Source organism: Raoultibacter phocaeensis (assembly GCF_901411515.1).
GTDB lineage: Bacteria > Actinomycetota > Coriobacteriia > Coriobacteriales > Eggerthellaceae > Raoultibacter > Raoultibacter phocaeensis.
Genome location: NZ_CABDUX010000002.1, coordinates 1,485,711 through 1,505,672 on the forward strand (window position 1 = coordinate 1,485,711; position 19,962 = coordinate 1,505,672).

The window sequence follows — 19,962 nt, forward strand, 5'->3', positions numbered from 1 at the left end:
CGCACGAGCGACGTTCGCACGTTCTGCGCATCCAATAGAGAAAGGCAGCGAACTTTGGCACCCGAAAACGATCTCGCAACCGGCACGAGCCTGCAGGGATTCACCGTCGAATCCGCAGAAGAGCTCGAAGAAATCGACGGCAAAGCTTTCGTACTCCTCCATGAGAAAAGCGGAGCCAAGCTGCTCTACTTGCAAAACGACGACGAGAACAAGGCCTTCTCGATCGCTTTCAAAACACCTCCCGCCGACTCCACGGGCGTATTCCACATCCTGGAACACTCGGTCCTCTGCGGTTCGCGGAAGTTCCCCGTGAAAGAACCGTTCGTCAACCTCATTAAAAGCTCGATGCAGACGTTTCTGAACGCGATGACGTTTTCGGACAAGACGATGTACCCGGTCGCAAGCACCAACGAGCAGGACCTGCTGAATCTCATGGACGTCTACCTCGACGCGGTGCTTCACCCGGCCATCTACGAAAAGCGCGCTATCTTCGAGCAGGAGGGGTGGCACTACGAGCTCGACGAAACAAGCGAGGCCCTCAAATACAACGGCGTCGTCTACAACGAGATGAAAGGCGCGCTTTCCGATCCCGATTCGGTGCTCTACAACGCGCTTTCGGCGGCGCTCTTCCCCGACACCGCCTACGCGTTCGAATCGGGTGGCGATCCGGCCGTCATTCCCGAGCTCACCTACGAGGCGTTCCTCGACGAGCATGCGCGCCACTACCGTCTCGACAACAGCTACATCGTGCTCTACGGCGATATGGACGTTCGCCGCGTACTCGCCTTTCTCGACGAGAACTACCTGAGCGAGGAGCAGAAACCCGTAGGCAACCCGAATCCGCTTACGCTCCAGGCTCCCGTTTCAAATCTTGATGTGGTAAAGAAGATGGAAACCGCGCCCGAAAATGCCGCCATGGGGCTCGGCTACGTAGTCGGCACGTCCGCCGATCGTCTGCGCGTGATCGCCACTGACATCCTCGCCGACGTGCTTCTCGGCTCGAACGAAGCGCCGCTCAAAAAGGCGCTCCTCAAAGCCAACATTGCCGACGATATCGACGGCTACCTCATCGACGCGCAGCTGCAGCCGGCGTTCTACATCCTCACGAAGGGTGTGAAGCCCGGCACCGCCGAGCTGTTTCGCGAAACGGTCGAGAACACCTGCCGCAACCTCGTCGAAGGCGGCTTCGACCGCGAGCGCATCGAAGCCTCGCTCGCCCGTGCCGAGTTCATGCTGCGCGAACGCGATTTCGGAACCGCAGACGGCGTGGTGCTGGCCATGAGCGCGATGTCGGGGTGGCTCTACGACGATTCCATGGCCACCGACTACCTGCGCTTCGAAGACGCGTTCGCCGAGCTTCGCCGCCGTATGGAGCAGGGGTATTTCGAGGATCTGCTGCGCGAAATCGTGCTTCGCAACGACCATAGGGCACTTGCCGTACTCGAACCGGTCGAAAGCCTCGACGAAACCTGCGAAGAAGCGCGCCTTGCCGCCATCCGCGCCGATATGAGCGACGATGACCTCGAAGCCGTTAAAAACGAAGTCGCCGAGTTGAGAAGGCTCCAGGAAAAGCCCGATTCGCCCGCCGCCTTGGCAACGTTGCCGCTGCTCACGCTCGACGACATAGCCGACCCGCCGGTGGAACCCGCTTGGGAGCTCATCGAATCGACGCCGTATCCCTGCTTGTACCACGAAGCGCCCACACGAGGTATCGATTACGTATACACCTATTTCGATATGGGCAGGCTGGCCTTCGAGGACCTTCCCTACGCAACGCTTGCCGCGATGCTGCTCGGCAAGCTCGACACCCGCGAGCACACGGCCGAAGAGCTCGACAAGCTCACGCAGACGCACCTGGGCAGTCTGCGCTTCTTCGTCGACGTGTACACAAGCGAGAAAGACGGCTCGATCGCACCGAAGTTCGTCATCGCAACTAGCTCGCTTTCCGAAAACATCGAGCATGCAGTTGCGCTCTCACGCGAAATCCGGTGCGAGACCCGTTTCAACGATAAAGATAAGATCCGCGACGTGCTCACCCAGACGAGGATTCGCATGGAGCAGGCCTTCGCCACCGCAGGAAACTCCGCGGCGCTGCTGCGCTGCGCATCGTACGTTTCGAAATCGGCGCTCGTGCGCGAGCGGCTGAGCAATGTCGATTTCTATCGGTTCTTGAAAGGTGTCCTCGCACACTTCGATACGGACTTCGAAGCAACGGTCGAGCGCATCGAAGACGTAGCGGCACGCCTATTTGCAGCCGACGGCACGATCGTGAGCTTCACGGGTGCGCCCGAGGATCGGGATCGGTTCTGGGAGCTCGCAGGTACCATGGACCTGCCTGAAGCGAACGCTCCGCGCGTGCTCGCCGTCCCCGAGCCTAAGGTCGGAAACGAGGCGTTCGTGGTTCCCGCCGATGTGTGCTTCGCCGCGAAAGGCTACGATGCGAAGCTTCTCGGCATCGGCTTTGAGGGAAGCTGGCAGGTTGCCGCGAAGGCGATCTCCTACGACTACCTCTGGAACGAGGTGCGCGTGAAGGGCGGCGCGTACGGCGCGGGCTTCAGGGCGCTTCGCTCCGGCACGATGCAGTTCTACTCGTATCGCGACCCCAACCTCGATGAAACGATCGCTCGCTTCGACGGCGCAGCAGCATGGCTTTCGGCGTTCGACCCCGACGAAGCCGAGATGCGCGGCTACATCATCAGCTCGATTGCGGGCATGGACGCCCCTGCGAAACCGCGCGATATCGCCCGGCGCCAAGACGGCGACTTCTTCTGCGAACGGCCGCTGGGCTATCGCGAAAAAACTCGCGAGCAACTGCTCGAGACGACACCCGAAAGCCTGCGCGCTAAAGGCGGCGAGCTTGCCCGCGTGAGCGCCGAAGACGTGCGCTGCGCGTTCGGTAACCGAAGCATCATCGAAAGCTCCGTCGCCGAATACGCAATCGTCGACCTACTCGGTTGAAATACGCCTCGTGCGCGCACGGTGTTACGCCTTTTGCGCGCGCGGACGCCAGATTCGCTCTGATCGGCTAAAATCACGTGCCCGCCTTCGCATTTAACGGTAGAATATGCCCGTGAAACTTAAATGCCGGTTTGATGCTTGACGGCGGTTGCCCGCAATGTTACTTATTGAGTATCAAATAGTACGAGAGACGGAGTAAAGCATGTTAGAGATCAAGGACCTCGTCTTCGAAGTCCCCGTTTCGGAGGGTTCGAGCGAGAAGAAGCGCATCATCGACAAGCTGTCCCTTTCGATCGCCGATGACAAGTTCACGGTCATCACCGGCCCCAACGGCGGCGGCAAATCGACGCTCGCCAAACTCATCATGGGCGTGGAGGTACCCACGTCGGGCACCATCGTATTCGACGGCACCGACATCACCGAGCTTCCCATCGACGAGCGCGCAAAGCTTGGAATCGGCTACGGATTTCAGCAACCGGCCCGCTTCAAGGGCATGAAGGTGAAAAAGCTCCTCGACATCGCCGCAGGCAAGAAGCTCCCGATGCTGTCATGCAACGAGTACCTTTCGAAAGTCGGCCTATGCTCGGCAAACTACCTCACCCGGGAGGTCGACAAGAACCTTTCGGGCGGCGAAGTCAAGCGCATCGAGATCGCTACGATCCTTGCGCGCGATCCGAAGCTCGCCATCTACGACGAGCCCGAGGCGGGCATCGATCTGTGGAGCTTCGATCGGCTGACCGAAACGTTTCGCGACATCCACGAAGCGCGCGACGGCCGCTCGATCGTGATCATTTCGCACCAGGAGCGTATCATCCAGCTCGCCGACGATATCGTCTGGCTCAAGGATGGACAGGTTGAGGCACAAGGACCCGCCGAAGAATTGATCCCCCAGCTCGGCCTCATGGCCAAGGACAACCCCGTCTGCAGCTTCACGCAGCCCCCCGAGCTTCATCTGACCGAAATCCCGACGACGTGCTAAGCGCCGCCTGAACGACAATAAGGAGTACATCATGGCAGTCGATCTTTCCCCCATCGACGAGGGGCTGCTTGCAGAGATTGCGAACATCCACGGCATGCCGAAAGGCGCCTTCAACATCCGCAAGGACGGCGAGCTCGTCGAGCGCCACTCGTCGGCTAATATCGAGATAGCAACCAAAACCGATAATCCCGGCATCGACATCCACATCAAACCCGGCACCAAAGGCGAAACTGTCTACATTCCCGTTATCGTCACGCAAGCGGGTCTGAAAGACGTCGTCTACAACACGTTTTACATCGGCGACGACTGCGATGTCACCATCATCGCCGGCTGCGGCATCCACAACGAAAGCCACCAAACTTCCGAGCACGACGGCATTCACAGCTTTTACTGCGGCAAGAATTCGCACGTGAAATACGTAGAGAAGCATTACGGCGAAGGCAAGGGCACAGGCGAGCGCATCTTGAACCCCGTCACGAACGTGTTCATGGAAGACGGCTCGAACTGCGAGATGGAACTCACCCAACTGCGCGGCGTTACCTCGACCGTACGCGACACGAACGCCGAACTCGGCCGCGACGCCAAACTCGTGCTGAACGAGAAGCTCTTGACCCACGACGATCAGATTGCCACCTCGAACATGAAGATCGAGCTCAACGGCGAAGGCTCGAGCGTGCAGGTCATCTCGCGCAGTGTTGCCCAGGATAACTCCGAGCAGGTGTTCAACCCGCTCGTCGTCGGCAACGCCGCGTGCCGCGGACACGTACAATGCGATGCCATCATCATGGGCAAGGCGAAGGTTACGGCCATCCCCGGCATCGAGGCGGCGAGCGAAGACGCGATGCTCGTACACGAAGCCGCAATCGGCAAGATCGCAGGAGATCAGATCACGAAGCTCATGACGCTCGGCCTGACCGAAGAGGAAGCCGAGCAAGAAATCCTCGAGGACTTCTTGAGCTAAGGGGAATCCGAGCGCATAACCCAGCGAACGAAGAGCTATGCGCTCGGGAAATCTTCCTTCTCTGTCACATCGAGGCAGTCGATCAGGATTGCATCGGTCTTATCTTTCCAGGTAACCTTCTTAACCGTCGAAATCAGCGTACGTCCGTTGTCCATCACTTCGATCGGCGGAAGAATCGATCGTTCACCGAGCATGGCAACCGGGCACAGCCTACACGGTTCGTCTTTGCTTCTAATGGCGCGATAGCAGGCTTTGCCTTCCTCAACCTCAGGCGAGAACAGCTTCAACTGCTGGTTCGCATACAGAATGGTGAGATCGTTCGGATCGACGATATACGTGAACGCATTCGATCCTTCGAGTATCGACTGCTGCGTCGCGCAAAATTCTTGAAGCCTGCGATTGTAGCGCTCGCGCAGCAGAAACGTCGAGATGATCTTCGATACGTAAACAAGCGAGCTTTTTTCGTTTTCGCTCCAAACACGCCCGCCAACGCAATCGTCAACACCAAGCACCGTCGCCACATATCCCTCGTCCTTGACTTGCGCATGGAAAAACGAACGGATACCGTGATCGTCCAACATGCGAGAAGCTCCTGGATGATCGATGTGAGAGCAATCGTCGCACGTTATGGCTCCGTCGGCATCGAGTTCGAACAGCTCGTTCCATGGTTGTTTCTCAAAGTTCTGAAGGCGGTCGATGACAGAAGGCGTCTTCGCATTGCACCATTCGAACGTGTTACTGTAGTGCACACCTTCATCGAACGTTTCGAAAACATAGCATCGGTCGGCCTGCATCTCGGCACCGATGAATTTGATGACCGCATTCACCGAGGTCTCGATGTCGTTCGTTTCGTAGAGAAGGTTGAAGGCGGTCGAGACGAGCGCTGCATCGAAGCGCTCGTATGCCGAGCGATCCGCGTTCTCGACAGCGGTTTTATCTACCGTGGTACCGAAGACCATGCTGGTATCGTATAGAGTGAATCCGCCCTTCGCCCGCTTTTTCGTCTGATACAGCGCCTTGTCAGACGCTTGGTAGAGTTCGCTGAAAGATGTTCCGTCCAAAGGATAGCGAGCCACCCCGACGCTCACCGTGATTCGATAGCTGTCGCCCAACTCGGCACTAACCCGACCGAGCATCAAGGCTATCGTGCGCGCCGTCTCGACAATGGAATCCACGTCCTCGAAACCGTTGGAGAATACAACGAATTCGTCTCCGCCGATCCGCCCTATCACGGCATCCTCTTCGAAGCACGACCGAAGCCCCGCAGCCAACTCGACTAAAACAAGATCTCCGAAATGATGGCCGAGCGTATCATTGATGGCTTTGAAATCGTCGATGTCCACAATGAAGAACGCATAATCGTCATGCGCCCGCGGCGCGTGCGCCGCATTTTGCCCATCAGCCGATGAGGCAGCTGCCCCCCGCTCTTCAAGCGGCATGCGCGCAATGAGAGCATCGACCTCTTCCTCGAATGACATCTTGTTGTAGCACCAGGTAAGCAGATCAATGCGCGCCTTCTGCTCAAGGTCTTTTTCGGCTTGAATGTCGACGGCTTTGCCCGCCGCCATAACGGGCTCGCCGTCTGTTCCGTACAGGCAGTCGTATACGATGCGATACCAGCGGCATTCGCCGCTTGCAAGAACGAGCCTGACGTCGATCGGCTCCACGATACCGGCAAGCATACGGTTACCGAACGTGCGAAACAGCGGAATATCGTCTTCGTACACGATGCCCCGCTCGATAACGCATTCGGGGAAGCCCGTCATGAACGGTTCCATATCGAACGAATTGACCATACGCCCGAAGTTCTCGACCGCTGTGGACGCTATCGTGAGTCGGAAAAACAGCTCATCCGATATGCTCGACACCATATCCCAGAAACTCTTGTCTATCCGCAAGGCATCGATAAGGGCCTTGTTGCTGCTTACGTCGACGATAGTGCACACGACGATGTCGGATCCCACCTCGCTGCGCTTCAGCGAGCCGGTGAGACTGACCCATTTCTCTCCGCGGCCCGTCGAAATGCGGAACTCGAGATTAACGTTATCGCCTCTCGCAAGCTGCTCGCGCCACTCAGAACGCAGTTTTTGCCGATCTTTCGGCGAAACGACGTCGGCAAAACTCGGATCGGGTTCGATTTCGGCAGAACCGTCGTCGCCGAAAACCGTTTCGAGTATGCAGTGATACCCGTCGTTGGCATAGTTCACGGTCATGGCATCATCGGCCGTCAGGATTGCGACTCCGTAGGGCAGAAGTTCCGTCATGTCGTAGAAGAACGCTCCGCTCGACGCTTGGGCCCCTGTGGCGCTTCGCAACGAGGCGCTCCGATCGCGCATATCGCGGGTGAATCCGGCGACGAGGTCATGACCCTCGTCGTCTTGCATGTCGATCTTCACAAGCGTTATCTCGGCGGGTATCTCCTCGCCGCTGAACTTGCTGTGCATCCATCCGAACGTGCATTTGCCGGTTCGAAACGCCTCCTTTACTTTTTCGCGTGCCTTTTCTCCGCTCGGTTTGCCATCGGGTTGGTAAGGAGGCGAGAGGCACTCGAACTCATCGAGGTATTGCTGTTCGTTATCCAGGTCGAACAGCTTAACCGCCTCTTTGTTGCACATGACGTTCTCGAGCCGATGGTTCCATAGGTTCAAGCAAAACGGCATTGCATCGAGAATCGCACTGAGCTTTTGATTGAACCTGCGCTCACGCTGTTCGGCTTGTATCTGCGGACGAAGATCGCGCAAGAAACAGGCAAGGAGGTTCTCGTTGTATTCATCATAGATATCGAGCTTGACGAGCGTTACCTCGACCGGAAGCGGTTCGCCGGTTCTGCTCACGTGCTCCCAGGTAAGCGTCAGCCTACCCCGTGCGCGGACAAGCGAGATCTGTTCGTTCGCCTCTTCAGCGCTCAGCCTTCCGTCTGGCTGGTATTGAGGGGAAAGCTCGTCGAACAGGCCGATCTGATCTTCGTCCGCAGGGCAGCCGAAAAGCTCGAGCATGGCCGCATTGCACATGACTACTTCGTTTCGACTGTTCATGAGATGCATGCTGATGGGCATGGCGTTCACGATGGAACGGAGCAGGTCTCGGTTGCTCGAGAGCTGCCTCGTACGGAACGCAGCATCAGGCGTGAACAAAAGCACCGTGCCGTCAAATCCCGTTTCGAGAAACGCCTTTTCGAAGCGATGTTTGCTTACCGGCCTCGAAACGTAGAATCCTTGGATGTAATCGGCCTGCATCGAATTGATGGCCTGCAAGTCCTCAATCTCTTCGACACCCTCGACGCAAACGCGCTTGTTGCTTTTATGACACAGCTCGACAACCGAATGGATGAAATCGTAGTTCGCAGTGTTCGCGTTGAGCATGGGGACGAATGAGCGATCGATCTTGATGACATCGCAATCCATGACCATCAAACGCGATAGCGACGAATACCCCGTACCGAAATCGTCGACGGCAAAGCTGAAACCCATCTGCCGCAACGTGCTGATATTTCCAACCACGGCCTCGTCGTCGTCGAGGTAATAGCTTTCTGTAAGCTCGAGAACGATTCGCTCGGGATCGACCGCGTACCGCTCGACCAAGCGCATCACCGCATCGCTGAAAGACCGATCTGCAAGCTGCACAAGGGAAAGATTGACATTCATTGCAAAGTCGGGCTGATACTCCAGCCATTCGCTGCATGTCGCAATCGCCCGCTCGAGCACCATGAGCCCCACCGACTTGATGAGGCCGGTTGATTCAAGCAGCGGAACCAGCTCTGCGGGACTTACCGACTTACCCGCTTTCGTGCTATAGCGCAGCAGGGCTTCGGCGCCATGTATCGAAAGGGTGCCGCTCTCGCAAACGGGTTGGAACGCAAGCTCGAATCCGCGGAAGCCATCGTTCACATCGTCGGCAACCTGCAAGACAAGTTCCTGCTTGCGCATACCCTCCGCAAGCAGCGCATCGGTGAACAAAACCGCCTGTCCTCCGCCGTCGCTCTTTGCTTTTTGGAGTGCGAGGGACAGGCTTTTCTCGATCTCATCCCACTCGGTTCCATCATCTGGATAAAAGCCGATGCCTCCCGACACCGAGAAACGGTACGACACCTTGCCGAGCACGTTGCCGTGCTGGGCATATCGGACAATCGCCCAGTACAGCTCGTCCATATCGTCAATGGATTTCCCGTACCCGGCAATCAGCATCTGATCGACTCCGTACCGGCAGGCGACGTAAGGTTCTGAAAACAGAGCTGCAATATCGCCCATGGTCTTTTCGAGGAAGAGATCTCCGAAGCTGTGATCGTACAGGATATTGAATCTACTGAAATCGTCGACATCGACGAGAAGGAACGCAGCCTTAGTAAGGCCATTGCTTTTCTCAGCGTCGAAACGTCTCTTGCATTCGCTGCGAGTCAGAAGATCAGATGCAGTGCCCTCTTTCATGCTCCGCCACCTACGTTGTCCGGCTCCGACACCCGAAGCGAGTGCGTTCGCGCATCGGATCTATCCAGCCGCCACGATGCCCCTGTTTCATATACCCTCGCTATGGTTTCGATATATAATAATGCAACATATATATAAAATGAATACCTAAAATACTAGCAACCCGGGATGCGGCTCGTGCTGCCGCTTCCCGGGTTGCTAGTATGCGACGAGGCCTCTAACCTGCGATCAGCTCGTCGCTCCCGGCTGCTGTACGGCGTTCGACCCAGGCTCCATCTGCTCGTCTTGGGATTCTCCCTCGCCCTCGGTCGGCGCAGTATCCTGTCCTTCGGCCTCCCCCCCTGCCACAGCATCCGCACCTTCGCCTGATTCGGACTCATCGGTTGCAGTGCCCGTCGTAGCACGCACCGCCCCCTCGGTCATCGGCACGGCCGACAAATCGATCGACGTGCCGAGCCATTTGCTTTCGATGAGCGAGATTACGCCCCCCCCCGAAAGCGTTGCGAGCGCATCGCTCACCGCAGTTTTGAGGTCGGTGTTCGTGTCGAGCACACCGACGCTGTAGCCGCTCGGAGTCTGCATGAGCGCGACGATGTGCACGTCGATCTCCGAGGCGTTTGCCGCATATGTTCCGATAACGGCATCGGCAGCAGCGTACGAAGCGGTTCCGGAGCTCACCGCCTCGAAAGCGCCCTTCAAATCGGTCGTAGCGTCAAGCGCGTCTTCGCCGAACTGGTTCGTCACTTCCCAGGCGCTCATCGACGAGCTCTGCGCGGCGATAGTCGGAGCGGAATCCTTGGTGGGAACCGCAGTCGTCGCAGGTGCGGCGAACAGGGCGACGGCGCTTTCGACGTACACTTCGGAGCGCCAGCACGTTACCTGCGTGCTCGTTTTGTCGACACCCATCACGATGTCGACCTGCTTGTTTTCAAGTGCCGTATCAACGTCGGTCCCCACGTCGACGATTTCGAGCTTTAAGCCCAGGTTGTCGGCTAAAGCAGCTGCGATGTCCACATCGAGGCCGACGATTTTACCGGACGCCTGCCCAGCGAAGGGAGTATTGTTTTCGGCGGTGACGCCCACGCGCAGCACGCCCGCCTCTATGATAGTATCGGGCGAAACGGTCGGGCTCTTCTCCTCGGGCTTGTAATCCTGGGTAGCGCACCCCGCCAGCGCGAAGGCCGTTGTGAACGCAAGCATGCATCCGAGCATGAGCGTTCCGAAACGCTTAATCACTGATATGCCTCCATCTAGTTAGTACCGTGTGCGCTTCCTTCGACTGACCTAGTCTTTGCCCCCACACTCGCATACCGGGGATGAGCTTGCACCCATGACCCTCTCGCCCGAGGCGACCGTATGTCGCACGAAATCGGGCGGTACGACTTACCTCTAGGATGCGCCATGCTCGCTTGTCTCCCAAGGGCGACAAACTTACGTGGGTCCTTTCGACCGCATCTGCCGTGGACTAGGGGATCACCCCGCAACTACAGACTCGAAAGAAGCGTGTCTGATAGTGTAGCAGATATGAAATGCGCCGAGTGCAGCGCATCTAAAAAACGCAGGCCCCGTGCTTTCCACCCTGTCAAATGCACCCCTGAAAACCTGCGACCCCAGAGGCGATCAGGCGCGTTTCGCACACAGTTCCCAAGCACATGTAAACCGCGTAAGGTTCGCATGCAGATCGCGTAAGGCCTTTGTGCTAAGCTCGCGCCATGAACAACCCGAAACGCATAGCGAAGACACCCCGTATCGGCGCCGCAGGCTCTTTCCTCGTGCAAGCAGCGTGCGAGACGCTCTGGCCGACGCGCTGCGCGGTATGCGACGAGCAGGGCGCCGTACTGTGCGAGCGCTGCGCACGATCGCTTCCCTACATCGATTTCTGGCGTGCCTGCCCGAAGTGCGGAGCACCGTTCGGCTCAGTGCAATGCACCGAATGCAACCCCGTCATGCTCCGCACGATCGGACGCACCGCCTTGCCGTACCGCTCATGCGCAAGCGCCGTTGCATTCGGGCCTGCAACCGCCCGCATCGTGAGCGCGTTCAAGGATCGCGGCGAGCAACGGCTCGCCCTGCGCATGGGAAGGGCGATGGCGCTAACGGTCGCACCCGAATGGATCGACGGGAACGAAGGTGCTGTAGCCGTTACCTTCGTTCCCGCCACTGCCGCAGCGCGCAGACGGCGAGGGTTCGACCACGCCGAGCTTCTTGCCCGTGCCACCGCCGAAGAGCTCGGTATCGCAACCCTTCCTTTGCTCGCTCGGCCCAAGAGCGTCGATCAGCGCACGCTCGGACGGAGGCAGCGCGCACGCAATATAAGGGGCCGCTTCTTGCCGCTCCCGAATGCAGTCCCCCAAAAATTCGTGTTGCTCGTCGACGATGTGTGCACGACGGGATCGACGCTCGCCGAAGCGGCCGATGCTCTGTGCGCTCTCGGATGCGAAAGTATACGGTGTCTCACGTTCGCCCGCGTCTGGTAAACGCAAAGCGGCGGCCCGACCGCCGCATGACATTGCATGAACCGAGTCGGAAAGCCTACACGATGCGCTCGCCCTTCTTCTGGTTGTGGGCATCGGAGAGCTCGGCGACGTCCACCGAGATGCTGTGGCGGATCGGCTTCCACTGGCATTTCTTCACGAGCGCAACGAGCGCGATCGGAATGTAGGTGAGCATGAAGATCGGGAAGGTGAACATGTAGCGCACCTTCTTCGCCGGCGTCGAATGGATGGAGTCCCACTCGACGAACGTGGTGAGCACGCCGAACATGAACATGAACACAAGGTAGTTGAACAGGCAGAAGAATATCGAGGAAACCGACGAGGCGATGGCGACGCCCGTCGACATGAAGCCCGCGGCCGTGAGCACGAGGATGATGGCGTTGAAGGTAACCGCCACGATGGTGAGCAGCATGCCCGGCGCGATGGTCATGAGCATGTCGTAGCAGGCGAACCGCTTGCCCTTGGGGTTGGTGACGGCGCCTTTCGCAAGCCGCGCACCGTAATGGGCGAACACCTGGTAAAAACCCTTCGCCCAACGAAAGCGCTGGTTCCACGAATCGCGAAACGTTATCGGCTGCTCATCGTAGAGCACCGCCGTCGGCGTGTAGCTGATGCGAATACCGTCCAAGATGCTTTGCGCTGAGAACTCGATATCCTCGGTGAGCAGGTGCCACTTCCAACCGCCGTGCTTTTCGATGATGTCCGCTGAAATATAGAAGCCCGTACCCGAAATGGCGCAGCTCGTGTTGAGCGTGAGGCGCGCCTGCGAAAGGAACTTGGCCTCGCGCAGAAACCACACCGCATAACCCGCCGAGATCCAGTTGGAATCGTAGTTCTTGGAATTGCGGTAGCTCGTCGAAACCTTCGCGCCCGAATCGAATGTCGCGTTCATCTCGCGGAAGTAGTTCACATCGAGCACGTTGTCGGCGTCGAAGACGAAAAACGCCTCGTAGCCGCGGTCGGCGTACCGCTCACGCAAACACGTGAACCCGTAATCGAGCGCATAGCCCTTACCCACCTCTTTGGTGTTGAAGCGCTTGAACACGGTAGCGCCCGCTTCCCGTGCGACCTCGGCCGTATCGTCGTCGCAGTTGTCGGCGATGACGAACACGTCGATAAGCTCTTGCGGGTAGTTCTGGACCTTTATGCTGTGGATGAGATCGCCGATGACTGCACTCTCGTTGCGAGCCGAGATCATAACGGCGAACTTATGATTCTTGGTTGCAACGCGCTTCGGCGGCTTGCGCGTCAGCACGACGAATACGTAGTAGAGCTGATAGGTGTAGCAGATGCTGAACGTGATGAATACGCAGAAATTGAATACGTCGATAAACGATATCTGCGAAAAAAACTGATCGAACACTTCTCTCTAGCTCCTTTTACGGGCCGTCCTACCGTTTTTAGACGACCGTTTGCGCTTAGCCGTGCGTCAGCGCGGAAAGGCGCTTCGCATCTTTCCGTCACCGCGCATATGTTCACTAAGCTGGAGTGATTATAGCCACTTCAGGGGCTTGCGTCTTCGATGTTGAGCCGTTCGTTACCTTTTCTTCCGAAATGCCACGATGAAATGCCCTGTATGCACAAACGTTCTGCATATGAACTCCACAACCGAGGCACCGCGAATATCGGGATCGAAACAGAAAGGCCGGACGATCGATCGCCCGGCCCCGTGTTTTCTGGAGCCAGTGACAGGATTCGAACCTGCAACCCGCAGTTTACAAAACTGCTGCGCTACCGTTGCGCCACACTGGCATGCGCTTTCGCGCGAATGCGTATTGTACGACAAACCTTCCGAAAGGAAAAGCGGCGATATCAAGCTTCCTAGACGGTGCCCATCTCCCACGAGTTCATGTACGCGACCTGCTCGGGGGTAAGCTCGTCGATCTCGACGCCGAGGGTTGCAAGCTTCACCCTCGCGATCTCGTTGTCGATGTCGACGGGCACATCGTAGCAGTCGGGCTCCATGTCCTTGGCATGAGCGAGCATGTATTCGGCACAGAGGGCCTGGTTCGCGAAGCTCATGTCCATGACCGACGCCGGATGCCCCTCGGCCCCCGAGAGGTTCACGAGGCGGCCTTCGGCCAAAAGGACGATCGTGCGACCATCGGCGAGCGTGTATTCGTCGACCATCGGCTTGAGTTCCTGCTTTTTCGAGGCGTGCTCTTCGAGCCAAGGAATGTTGATCTCGGAATTGAAGTGGCCCGAGTTCGCGATGATCGCGCCGTCTTTCATGTTCTCGTAGCACGGCTCGTCGATGACGTTGAGGTTGCCCGTCACGGTCACCCAGATATCGGCGATTTTCGCGGCCTCGGCGCGCGGCATGACCCTGAAGCCGTCCATGTGGGCTTCGAGCGCAGCCGTGGGATCGATCTCGCATACGACGACGTTGCAGCCCATGCCTTTCGCGCGCATGGCGAGACCCTTGCCGCACCAACCGTACCCGGACACCACGAACGTGCGACCTGCAAGCAGGCGGTTCGTCAAGCGCACGATGCCGTCGAGCGTGGATTGGCCCGTACCGTAGCGGTTGTCGAAGAAGTGCTTGGTCTTGGCCTCGTTCACCGCGATGATGGGGTACTTGAGCGCACCCTGCTTCGCCATCGCCTCGAGACGGATGACGCCCGTGGTCGTTTCCTCCGTACCGCCGACGATGCTTTCGAGCGCATCGGAGCGGCTTTCGTGGATGCGTCCGACCACATCGGCACCATCATCCATCGTGATCTGGGGTTTGGCATCGATTATGGCGTCAACGTGGCTGTAGTACGTCTCGGTGTCCTCGCCTTTGATGGCGAACACCGGCACGTCGAAATGCTTCACGAGGGCGGCGGCGGTGTCGTCCTGCGTCGAAAGCGGGTTCGACGCGCACAAATACACGTCGGCACCGCCCGCGACGAGCGTGCGTACAAGGTTTGCGGTTTCGGTGGTCACATGCAGGCAGGCGCCGATGCGTACGCCTTCGAGCGGGCGCTCGCGTTCGAAGCGCTCGCGGATGCTTGCGAGCACGGGCATGTCGCGGTCGGCCCAAAGTATCCTCTCAAGTCCCGCGTCCGCCAATGCAATGTCTTTGATGTCGTAGTTCTCGGGCATGGTGCCTCCGTGTCGGTAACGTTTGATTTCACTGCCGCTAGCGTAGCACACGGGCAAAGCCGAAGCCTTCGATCGCGCACCGTTTCATAAAACTGACGGATGGCCTTACGTGCTGTCGCTCTTTGCCGAAGAGCGACAGCACCGCGCCCGCGGGTGCGATGTCAGCCCGGCCCACAGCGGCGAGCGCTTCGCGCAAACGTGTCCGTGCCGCGCGAAACGCTCGTGCGACTCGAAGAGCCGTTGCCACCGAGCAGGCCGTCGACTAAAATCGGCATCGGGGGTTATCGTCCCTAACCGAATACGCTGAACGGAGCCCCATGAAACCGAAACATCCCTTGCGCTGGATCATCCCCATCGCCTATGTCGTCTCACTCGACGGTTGCGTCGCCCTTTTTCTCGTTGGAGCCTTCTTCGAACTTGAGGAATCGAATGCGTTCGAGACGGCGGTCGTGGCCTTGATGGGTATCGGGGGCATTCTGCTTATCGCGAGCATCGTCGAATGTATCGTTTTGCATGCCGTGAATGCTCCGTACCGCCAAACGTTTTCACGGCGCATCATGCTGCTCACGAAAGTCGGCCTCGTCCCGTTTTTCTGTCTGTACGGATTCGCTCTGGCCATTCTGATAGTCGGTTCTACCGATCCCCTGCTTGCAACAACCAGCCGACTCAGTATTTTCGCGGCAGTCCTGATCGGGTGGACGGCCATGATGGGCGGCTCGGCGTGGGCGATCGCATATGCGTTCAGCCTGTACCGCGAGAAGCTCATGTGCGCAGGCGAATTCGTCGTCCACACCCTTTTGCAGCTGATCTTCTTCGCTGACTTCTTCGACGCACTCGTGCTGTTCGCGGTCGGACGTGCCCGAGAAGCGCTGTCGAAACGGATATCTTTCGCTCAGCCGGTTCGCCCCTAAATCCAGGGCTGGGCCGTTACCTCGAACGTCGCATAGGCGGGAATTCCGTATCCGAACACGTCGAACGACGTCGTAGAACCGGCAGTGAGGTTTCTCGCGAACCCGGTGTAGCCGGCAACGATAGCTCCCGCTTCGTCGCGCAAAAGCACGCTCACCGCAACGCTGTCATAATCGGCCGACTCGTGCAGGTTCGCGATCTCGCCGACGAAATTCACGGTGCCGAATCCGCTGTCCTGAGCAGTCGTCCCGCTGATTTCAAACGCCGTAGCATCGGATGGGGAATCGATCCAGTTCCTCTCCGAAACGCTCACGTTGAACTCGACGGTTTCGGGAGCGGTCCCGGTCCCCGCCTGCCCGCCCCATGAGGCTGTCTGGCCCGGGTGAAGCTCCATGAGCACCTGTTCGTCAGACGACACGACGTTGCCGTCGGCGTCCTTGCCGGTGATCGTGACGGCCGGGAACTGTGCGCTTTGCTTTCCCCTGTTCTCCAAAACGATGCCGTAATGGATATAGCCTTGATCATCTGCCGACCAGCCCGATTCGACGATGACCACTTCGTTGTGCTGCACGGCTTCCGCCGCCTCTCCCGCAGAAGGACGATCGGCCTCTGAAGCGTTCGGTTCGGAGGCCGCCTCGCCTTCGGAAGAGCAAGCGGCGAGCGTCAACGCCAACACGGCTCCGCAGCCGATCAGGGCAATCCTGGTAACAATACTGAGCATAGTGCACTCCTTCGCAATACAGTCGCCGATGCGGCGGCGACACGGTAAACTGATGCCGCCCGAACGGTTGCCGAAAAACAATCGGGTCGACAAAGCGTTTCAAGCGAAGGCACAGGATATACGAGAGCGATGCGCGTTGCCGCGTTGCGCGGTCGCCCAGCAGCGTCGAACGGCAGCACAGTACTCCGAGAACAAAAGGATTCCACGATCGCGGTTTTCCGTACGTCCTGCGAAGTACGCTTTGGAACCGACCGATTGCGAATCGGCCCGATTCGGCTTTCGCTGGAAAAGCGCAGCCCCTTATGGTACTGTTTTCCTGTTTTATCCAAAACTGTACTACCAGACGGACTGACGAGAGAGCGGAAGCATATCCGCGAAACCAACCCCGGCCACCGACAGGAGCAAGCATGCAGGACTCCGACGTGCACGCGTCAGGCAGCGATATCCCCCCAAACGAACACGACCCGAAACCCGATCAGGCACCCGTCGATCCCGACGCTCCGCTCGACAACAAGAAAATCCCCCTGCCGCTCAAGATATTCGGCATCCTCTGCATCCTCGGCGGCGTGGCGACCACCCCCATGATCGCGTTCGTAAGCCTCGTGATGGTGGAGGCGTTTCGCGAAGGGCTCTTCGCCGACGATTCCATCATTTCGAACGTCCTGTTCGTAGCGCAGATCGTTCTACTCGCGGCGCTCGCCATCATGTTCATTGTGCTCGGCATACGCCTTCTGCGCAACAAACGGCGCGGCGCGCGGCAGACCGCTGAAGTGCTCATCGTCGCCACCATCCTCATCATCCTCTGCGACATGATGCTCTTCGGCTTGAACGAAGACGATATCTTCTACGCGGTTATCCTGGTGATCCTGATCGCGCTTTCTAGCTACATCGACCCCTCGCTCGCCGAAGAACGCGAGCTGCAGCGCAAGCTGCGCCTCATGGAGGATCGCTCGATCGCCGAACTCGGCGACGAAGCGGGGCGCGACCTTTCGGGCAAGGGCTTCATCACGCTCAACTTTTTCAACATATTCTGGATATTCGTCGTCTGTTGCGTAATCGGCCTTATCCTCGAAACGATCTACCACTTCGTTCTTTTCGGCGGCTACGAAGACCGGGCAGGGCTTCTGTTCGGCCCGTTCTCCCCCATCTACGGATTCGGCGCCGTCCTCATGACCGTCGCGCTCAACCGGTTCCACGACAAGCCCATCATCGTGATCTTTCTCGTAAGCGCGGTCATCGGCGGTGCGTTCGAGTACCTCACAAGCTGGTTCATGCAGTTCGCCTTCGGCATTGTGGCATGGGATTACACGGGCACCTGGCTTTCCATCGACGGGCGCACAAACGGCATGTTCATGATCATGTGGGGCATACTCGGCGTCGCCTGGATCAAGCTTCTGCTTCCCCAGATGCTCAAACTCGTGAACCTCATCCCATGGAACTGGCGCTACGCCGTCACGACCATAGCCGCCACCCTCATGATCCTCGACGGCGTCATGACGCTCATGTCGCTCGATTGCTGGTACGAGCGGGAGTCGGGCCGCACACCCGATACGCCCGTCGAGCAGTTCTTCGCCGACCATTTCGGCAACGACTACATGGAGCACCGATTCCAGAGCATGTCGATCGATCCGAGCAACGCCACGCGTACCGATCGGTAAAGAGCCCTCGTCGCGAACAACGAAGCGGGAAGCGAAAACGGCGGCCACCTCGGCTGCCGTTTTCTTACATGGCGCATGATTGGGCACTTGTGCAGGCAAACCCCTCTCGCGAGCGTTCGATTCGGCGGTGCTTGATTGCGGGAAGCCTCGAATCAATCGAAGTAGAACAGCTCTTCGAATTTCTTGTCGAGGGCGATGCAGATGATGAGTGCGAGCTTTGCCGTAGGATTGAACTGCCCCGTCTCGATCGACGAGATGGTCTGACGCGATACGCCGATGAGCCGCGCAAACTCGAGTTGCGAGTATCCCGCATCCTTACGTGCCGCAGGAAGGTTGTTCTTGAGGATGAGCTTCCCGTCCATCAGATATCGATCCCGTTCAGACGAAGGATGTACGTACCTAAAAAGAGCAGTCCGCCCAAAGCGAAGATGATACCACCCGCAAGATGCGCCCTATCGCGTGAAAATCGAAAGCGGGTGAAGAACGTCACCGATGCGCCGAAAAACGCCAAACCCATGATGTCGTTCGCCGATTGACCGAGCACGATCGATTTGACCTGAGCGTATATCACCATGAGCGCGAACGATACCCACATGCCAACCGATGCCGCACGGATTTCGTCCCTCTTCTCGCGTTCATCGACAATGCCGTATTCCTCACGGCTCTTTTCGAGTATCTCATCCTTGTTCATGGATGCCTCCTTGACGGGAAACGTTGGAACCAATCGACCTCGCATGCGCAACTACATGCAGCGCATGCTTGCCGCTTTCGCCCATAATGCCAAGTTTTCTTGACATTTCGAGTATACGCTGTGCCAAGTTTACTTGTCAATACCAGGTAGACGATCAGGAGGATTCTTCCTGCTCGCCAGCTCACCGAACGCTGCGCCGCCGAGAACGAGCGCCGCACCGAGGATCTGCACGACAAGCAGTTGTTCGCCGAGAAACACCGCGGAGAACGCGAGTGCCGAGAGGGGCTCAAGGTAGCCCAGAATCGAAACGGACTGAGCCGGAAGGCGCTTGATCGCCGAGAAGTACCAAAAGCACCCAAGCCCCGTGTTGACGACCCCGAGGAAGAGCAAAGGCGCGATGCTCGATGCAGAAACGAGGAGCTCGCCTGTATGATTGGCAACCGTGAATGCGCCCACCGTCACACACGCGAACACGAGCTGCCACATCGCGTTCTCTATCCCCTCCACACCGACGGCCTTCTTGTTGGCGATCACCATGACGGCATACAGGACGGCGGAGAGTATCCCGCACGCAAACCCCCACGATGCTTCACCCGAAAGCGGCGTCAACCCGTTCACGCACACCATGCCGATAAGCACGGCCCCGAAACCCACCGCCATAACAGCCGTCACCCGCTCTTTGAAAACAAGCGGCGCAAGCGCCATGACGATGATGGGACCGCAGTAGTAAAGGAGCGTAGATACGCTCACGCCGATCAAGCGGTACGCTTCGAAGAGCAGCATCCAGCTCGCACCCATGGCAGCGCCCGAAAGAACCACGAACCACGCTCGACGTCCCAGGCTGAAGAGCGTCGGCCTTTTCCTGCGGGCGGCGAAGACGGCTACAAGGAACAAGCCGCCGATCACCGTGCGCGCGAACACGATCTCGTAGCTCGGCAGCGCGATCATGCTCGCGACGATGCCGTTAGTGCCGAACAGGACAAGAGCAGCTATATACAGGATGTACGCGCGCTTCATCGAATCCTTCCAAACATCCAGGTATCCCGATGCGATACCGAGCAGTCCATGATACCCGATGA

Annotated in this window: 14 protein-coding genes and 1 tRNA gene; 6 read left to right on the plus strand and 9 right to left on the minus strand. The window is 58.2% G+C overall.

The window, feature by feature from the left end:
- Positions 1-54: 54 nt before the first annotated feature.
- The 3 genes from FJE54_RS14275 (at position 55) to FJE54_RS14285 (ending at position 4,898) form a co-directional block, all read left to right on the plus strand.
- Positions 55-2,958 carry an insulinase family protein gene (locus tag FJE54_RS14275; RefSeq protein WP_180326751.1) on the plus strand — a complete coding sequence of 968 codons (2,904 nt, stop codon included), beginning with the start codon at positions 55-57 and terminating at the stop codon, positions 2,956-2,958.
- A 202-nt stretch (positions 2,959-3,160) separates the two neighbouring features.
- A complete protein-coding gene (locus FJE54_RS14280; protein ID WP_139653463.1) occupies positions 3,161-3,937 on the plus strand; it encodes an ABC transporter ATP-binding protein in 777 nt (258 codons plus the stop codon).
- 31 nt (positions 3,938-3,968) lie between these two features.
- Complete coding sequence (locus FJE54_RS14285; protein WP_139653464.1) at positions 3,969-4,898, plus strand: SufB/SufD family protein; 930 nt, start codon at positions 3,969-3,971, stop codon at positions 4,896-4,898.
- Between the two features lie 35 nt (positions 4,899-4,933).
- Here FJE54_RS14285 and FJE54_RS16400 read toward each other — a convergent pair whose 3' ends face one another.
- Positions 4,934-9,322 carry an EAL domain-containing protein gene (locus tag FJE54_RS16400; RefSeq protein WP_139653465.1) on the minus strand — a complete coding sequence of 1,463 codons (4,389 nt, stop codon included), beginning with the start codon at positions 9,320-9,322 and terminating at the stop codon, positions 4,934-4,936.
- Positions 9,323-9,550: 228 nt separating this feature from the next.
- Positions 9,551-10,558, minus strand: coding sequence for a substrate-binding periplasmic protein (locus FJE54_RS14295; protein ID WP_255467450.1), 1,008 nt, complete (start codon positions 10,556-10,558; stop codon positions 9,551-9,553).
- Positions 10,559-11,034: 476 nt separating this feature from the next.
- Between FJE54_RS14295 and FJE54_RS14300 the strand changes: the two genes are divergently transcribed.
- Positions 11,035-11,799: a phosphoribosyltransferase family protein gene (locus tag FJE54_RS14300; RefSeq protein ID WP_139653466.1), complete on the plus strand. Its 765-nt coding sequence runs from the start codon at positions 11,035-11,037 to the stop codon at positions 11,797-11,799.
- A 55-nt stretch (positions 11,800-11,854) separates the two neighbouring features.
- On the opposite strand, the gene FJE54_RS14305 is transcribed toward FJE54_RS14300, so the two are convergent.
- The 3 genes from FJE54_RS14305 to ahcY all read right to left on the minus strand — a co-directional run bounded on the left by FJE54_RS14305 (position 11,855) and on the right by ahcY (position 14,904).
- Positions 11,855-13,180: a glycosyltransferase family 2 protein gene (locus FJE54_RS14305; RefSeq protein WP_139653467.1), complete on the minus strand. Its 1,326-nt coding sequence runs from the start codon at positions 13,178-13,180 to the stop codon at positions 11,855-11,857.
- Between the two features lie 314 nt (positions 13,181-13,494).
- Positions 13,495-13,569: transfer RNA gene (locus FJE54_RS14310), tRNA-Thr, on the minus strand.
- A gap of 69 nt (positions 13,570-13,638) precedes the next feature.
- Positions 13,639-14,904 carry an adenosylhomocysteinase gene (gene ahcY, locus FJE54_RS14315; RefSeq protein ID WP_139653468.1) on the minus strand — a complete coding sequence of 422 codons (1,266 nt, stop codon included), beginning with the start codon at positions 14,902-14,904 and terminating at the stop codon, positions 13,639-13,641.
- Positions 14,905-15,221: 317 nt separating this feature from the next.
- Between ahcY and FJE54_RS14320 the strand changes: the two genes are divergently transcribed.
- Positions 15,222-15,815 carry a DUF6652 family protein gene (locus FJE54_RS14320; RefSeq protein WP_139653469.1) on the plus strand — a complete coding sequence of 198 codons (594 nt, stop codon included), beginning with the start codon at positions 15,222-15,224 and terminating at the stop codon, positions 15,813-15,815.
- Here the strand turns inward: FJE54_RS14320 and FJE54_RS14325 are convergent.
- Entirely contained in the window at positions 15,812-16,534 is a 723-nt protein-coding gene (locus FJE54_RS14325) for a hypothetical protein (RefSeq protein ID WP_139653470.1), read from the minus strand. The genes FJE54_RS14320 and FJE54_RS14325 overlap by 4 nt on opposite strands.
- Before the next feature lie 407 nt (positions 16,535-16,941).
- Between FJE54_RS14325 and FJE54_RS14330 the strand changes: the two genes are divergently transcribed.
- On the plus strand, positions 16,942-18,192 hold the full coding sequence (locus tag FJE54_RS14330; RefSeq protein WP_139653471.1) for a putative ABC transporter permease: 1,251 nt from the start codon (positions 16,942-16,944) through the stop codon (positions 18,190-18,192).
- A 152-nt stretch (positions 18,193-18,344) separates the two neighbouring features.
- Here the strand turns inward: FJE54_RS14330 and FJE54_RS14335 are convergent, their stop codons facing one another.
- The 3 genes from FJE54_RS14335 to FJE54_RS14345 form a co-directional block, all read right to left on the minus strand.
- Positions 18,345-18,554 (minus strand): helix-turn-helix transcriptional regulator, encoded by a 210-nt coding sequence (locus FJE54_RS14335; protein WP_139653472.1) that lies wholly within the window; start codon positions 18,552-18,554, stop codon positions 18,345-18,347.
- Positions 18,554-18,883: a DUF6442 family protein gene (locus tag FJE54_RS14340; RefSeq protein ID WP_139653473.1), complete on the minus strand. Its 330-nt coding sequence runs from the start codon at positions 18,881-18,883 to the stop codon at positions 18,554-18,556. Before FJE54_RS14340 ends, FJE54_RS14335 begins: the two co-directional genes overlap by 1 nt.
- Before the next feature lie 129 nt (positions 18,884-19,012).
- Entirely contained in the window at positions 19,013-19,900 is an 888-nt protein-coding gene (locus FJE54_RS14345; protein WP_139653474.1) for a DMT family transporter, read from the minus strand.
- Positions 19,901-19,962 lie beyond the last annotated feature (62 nt).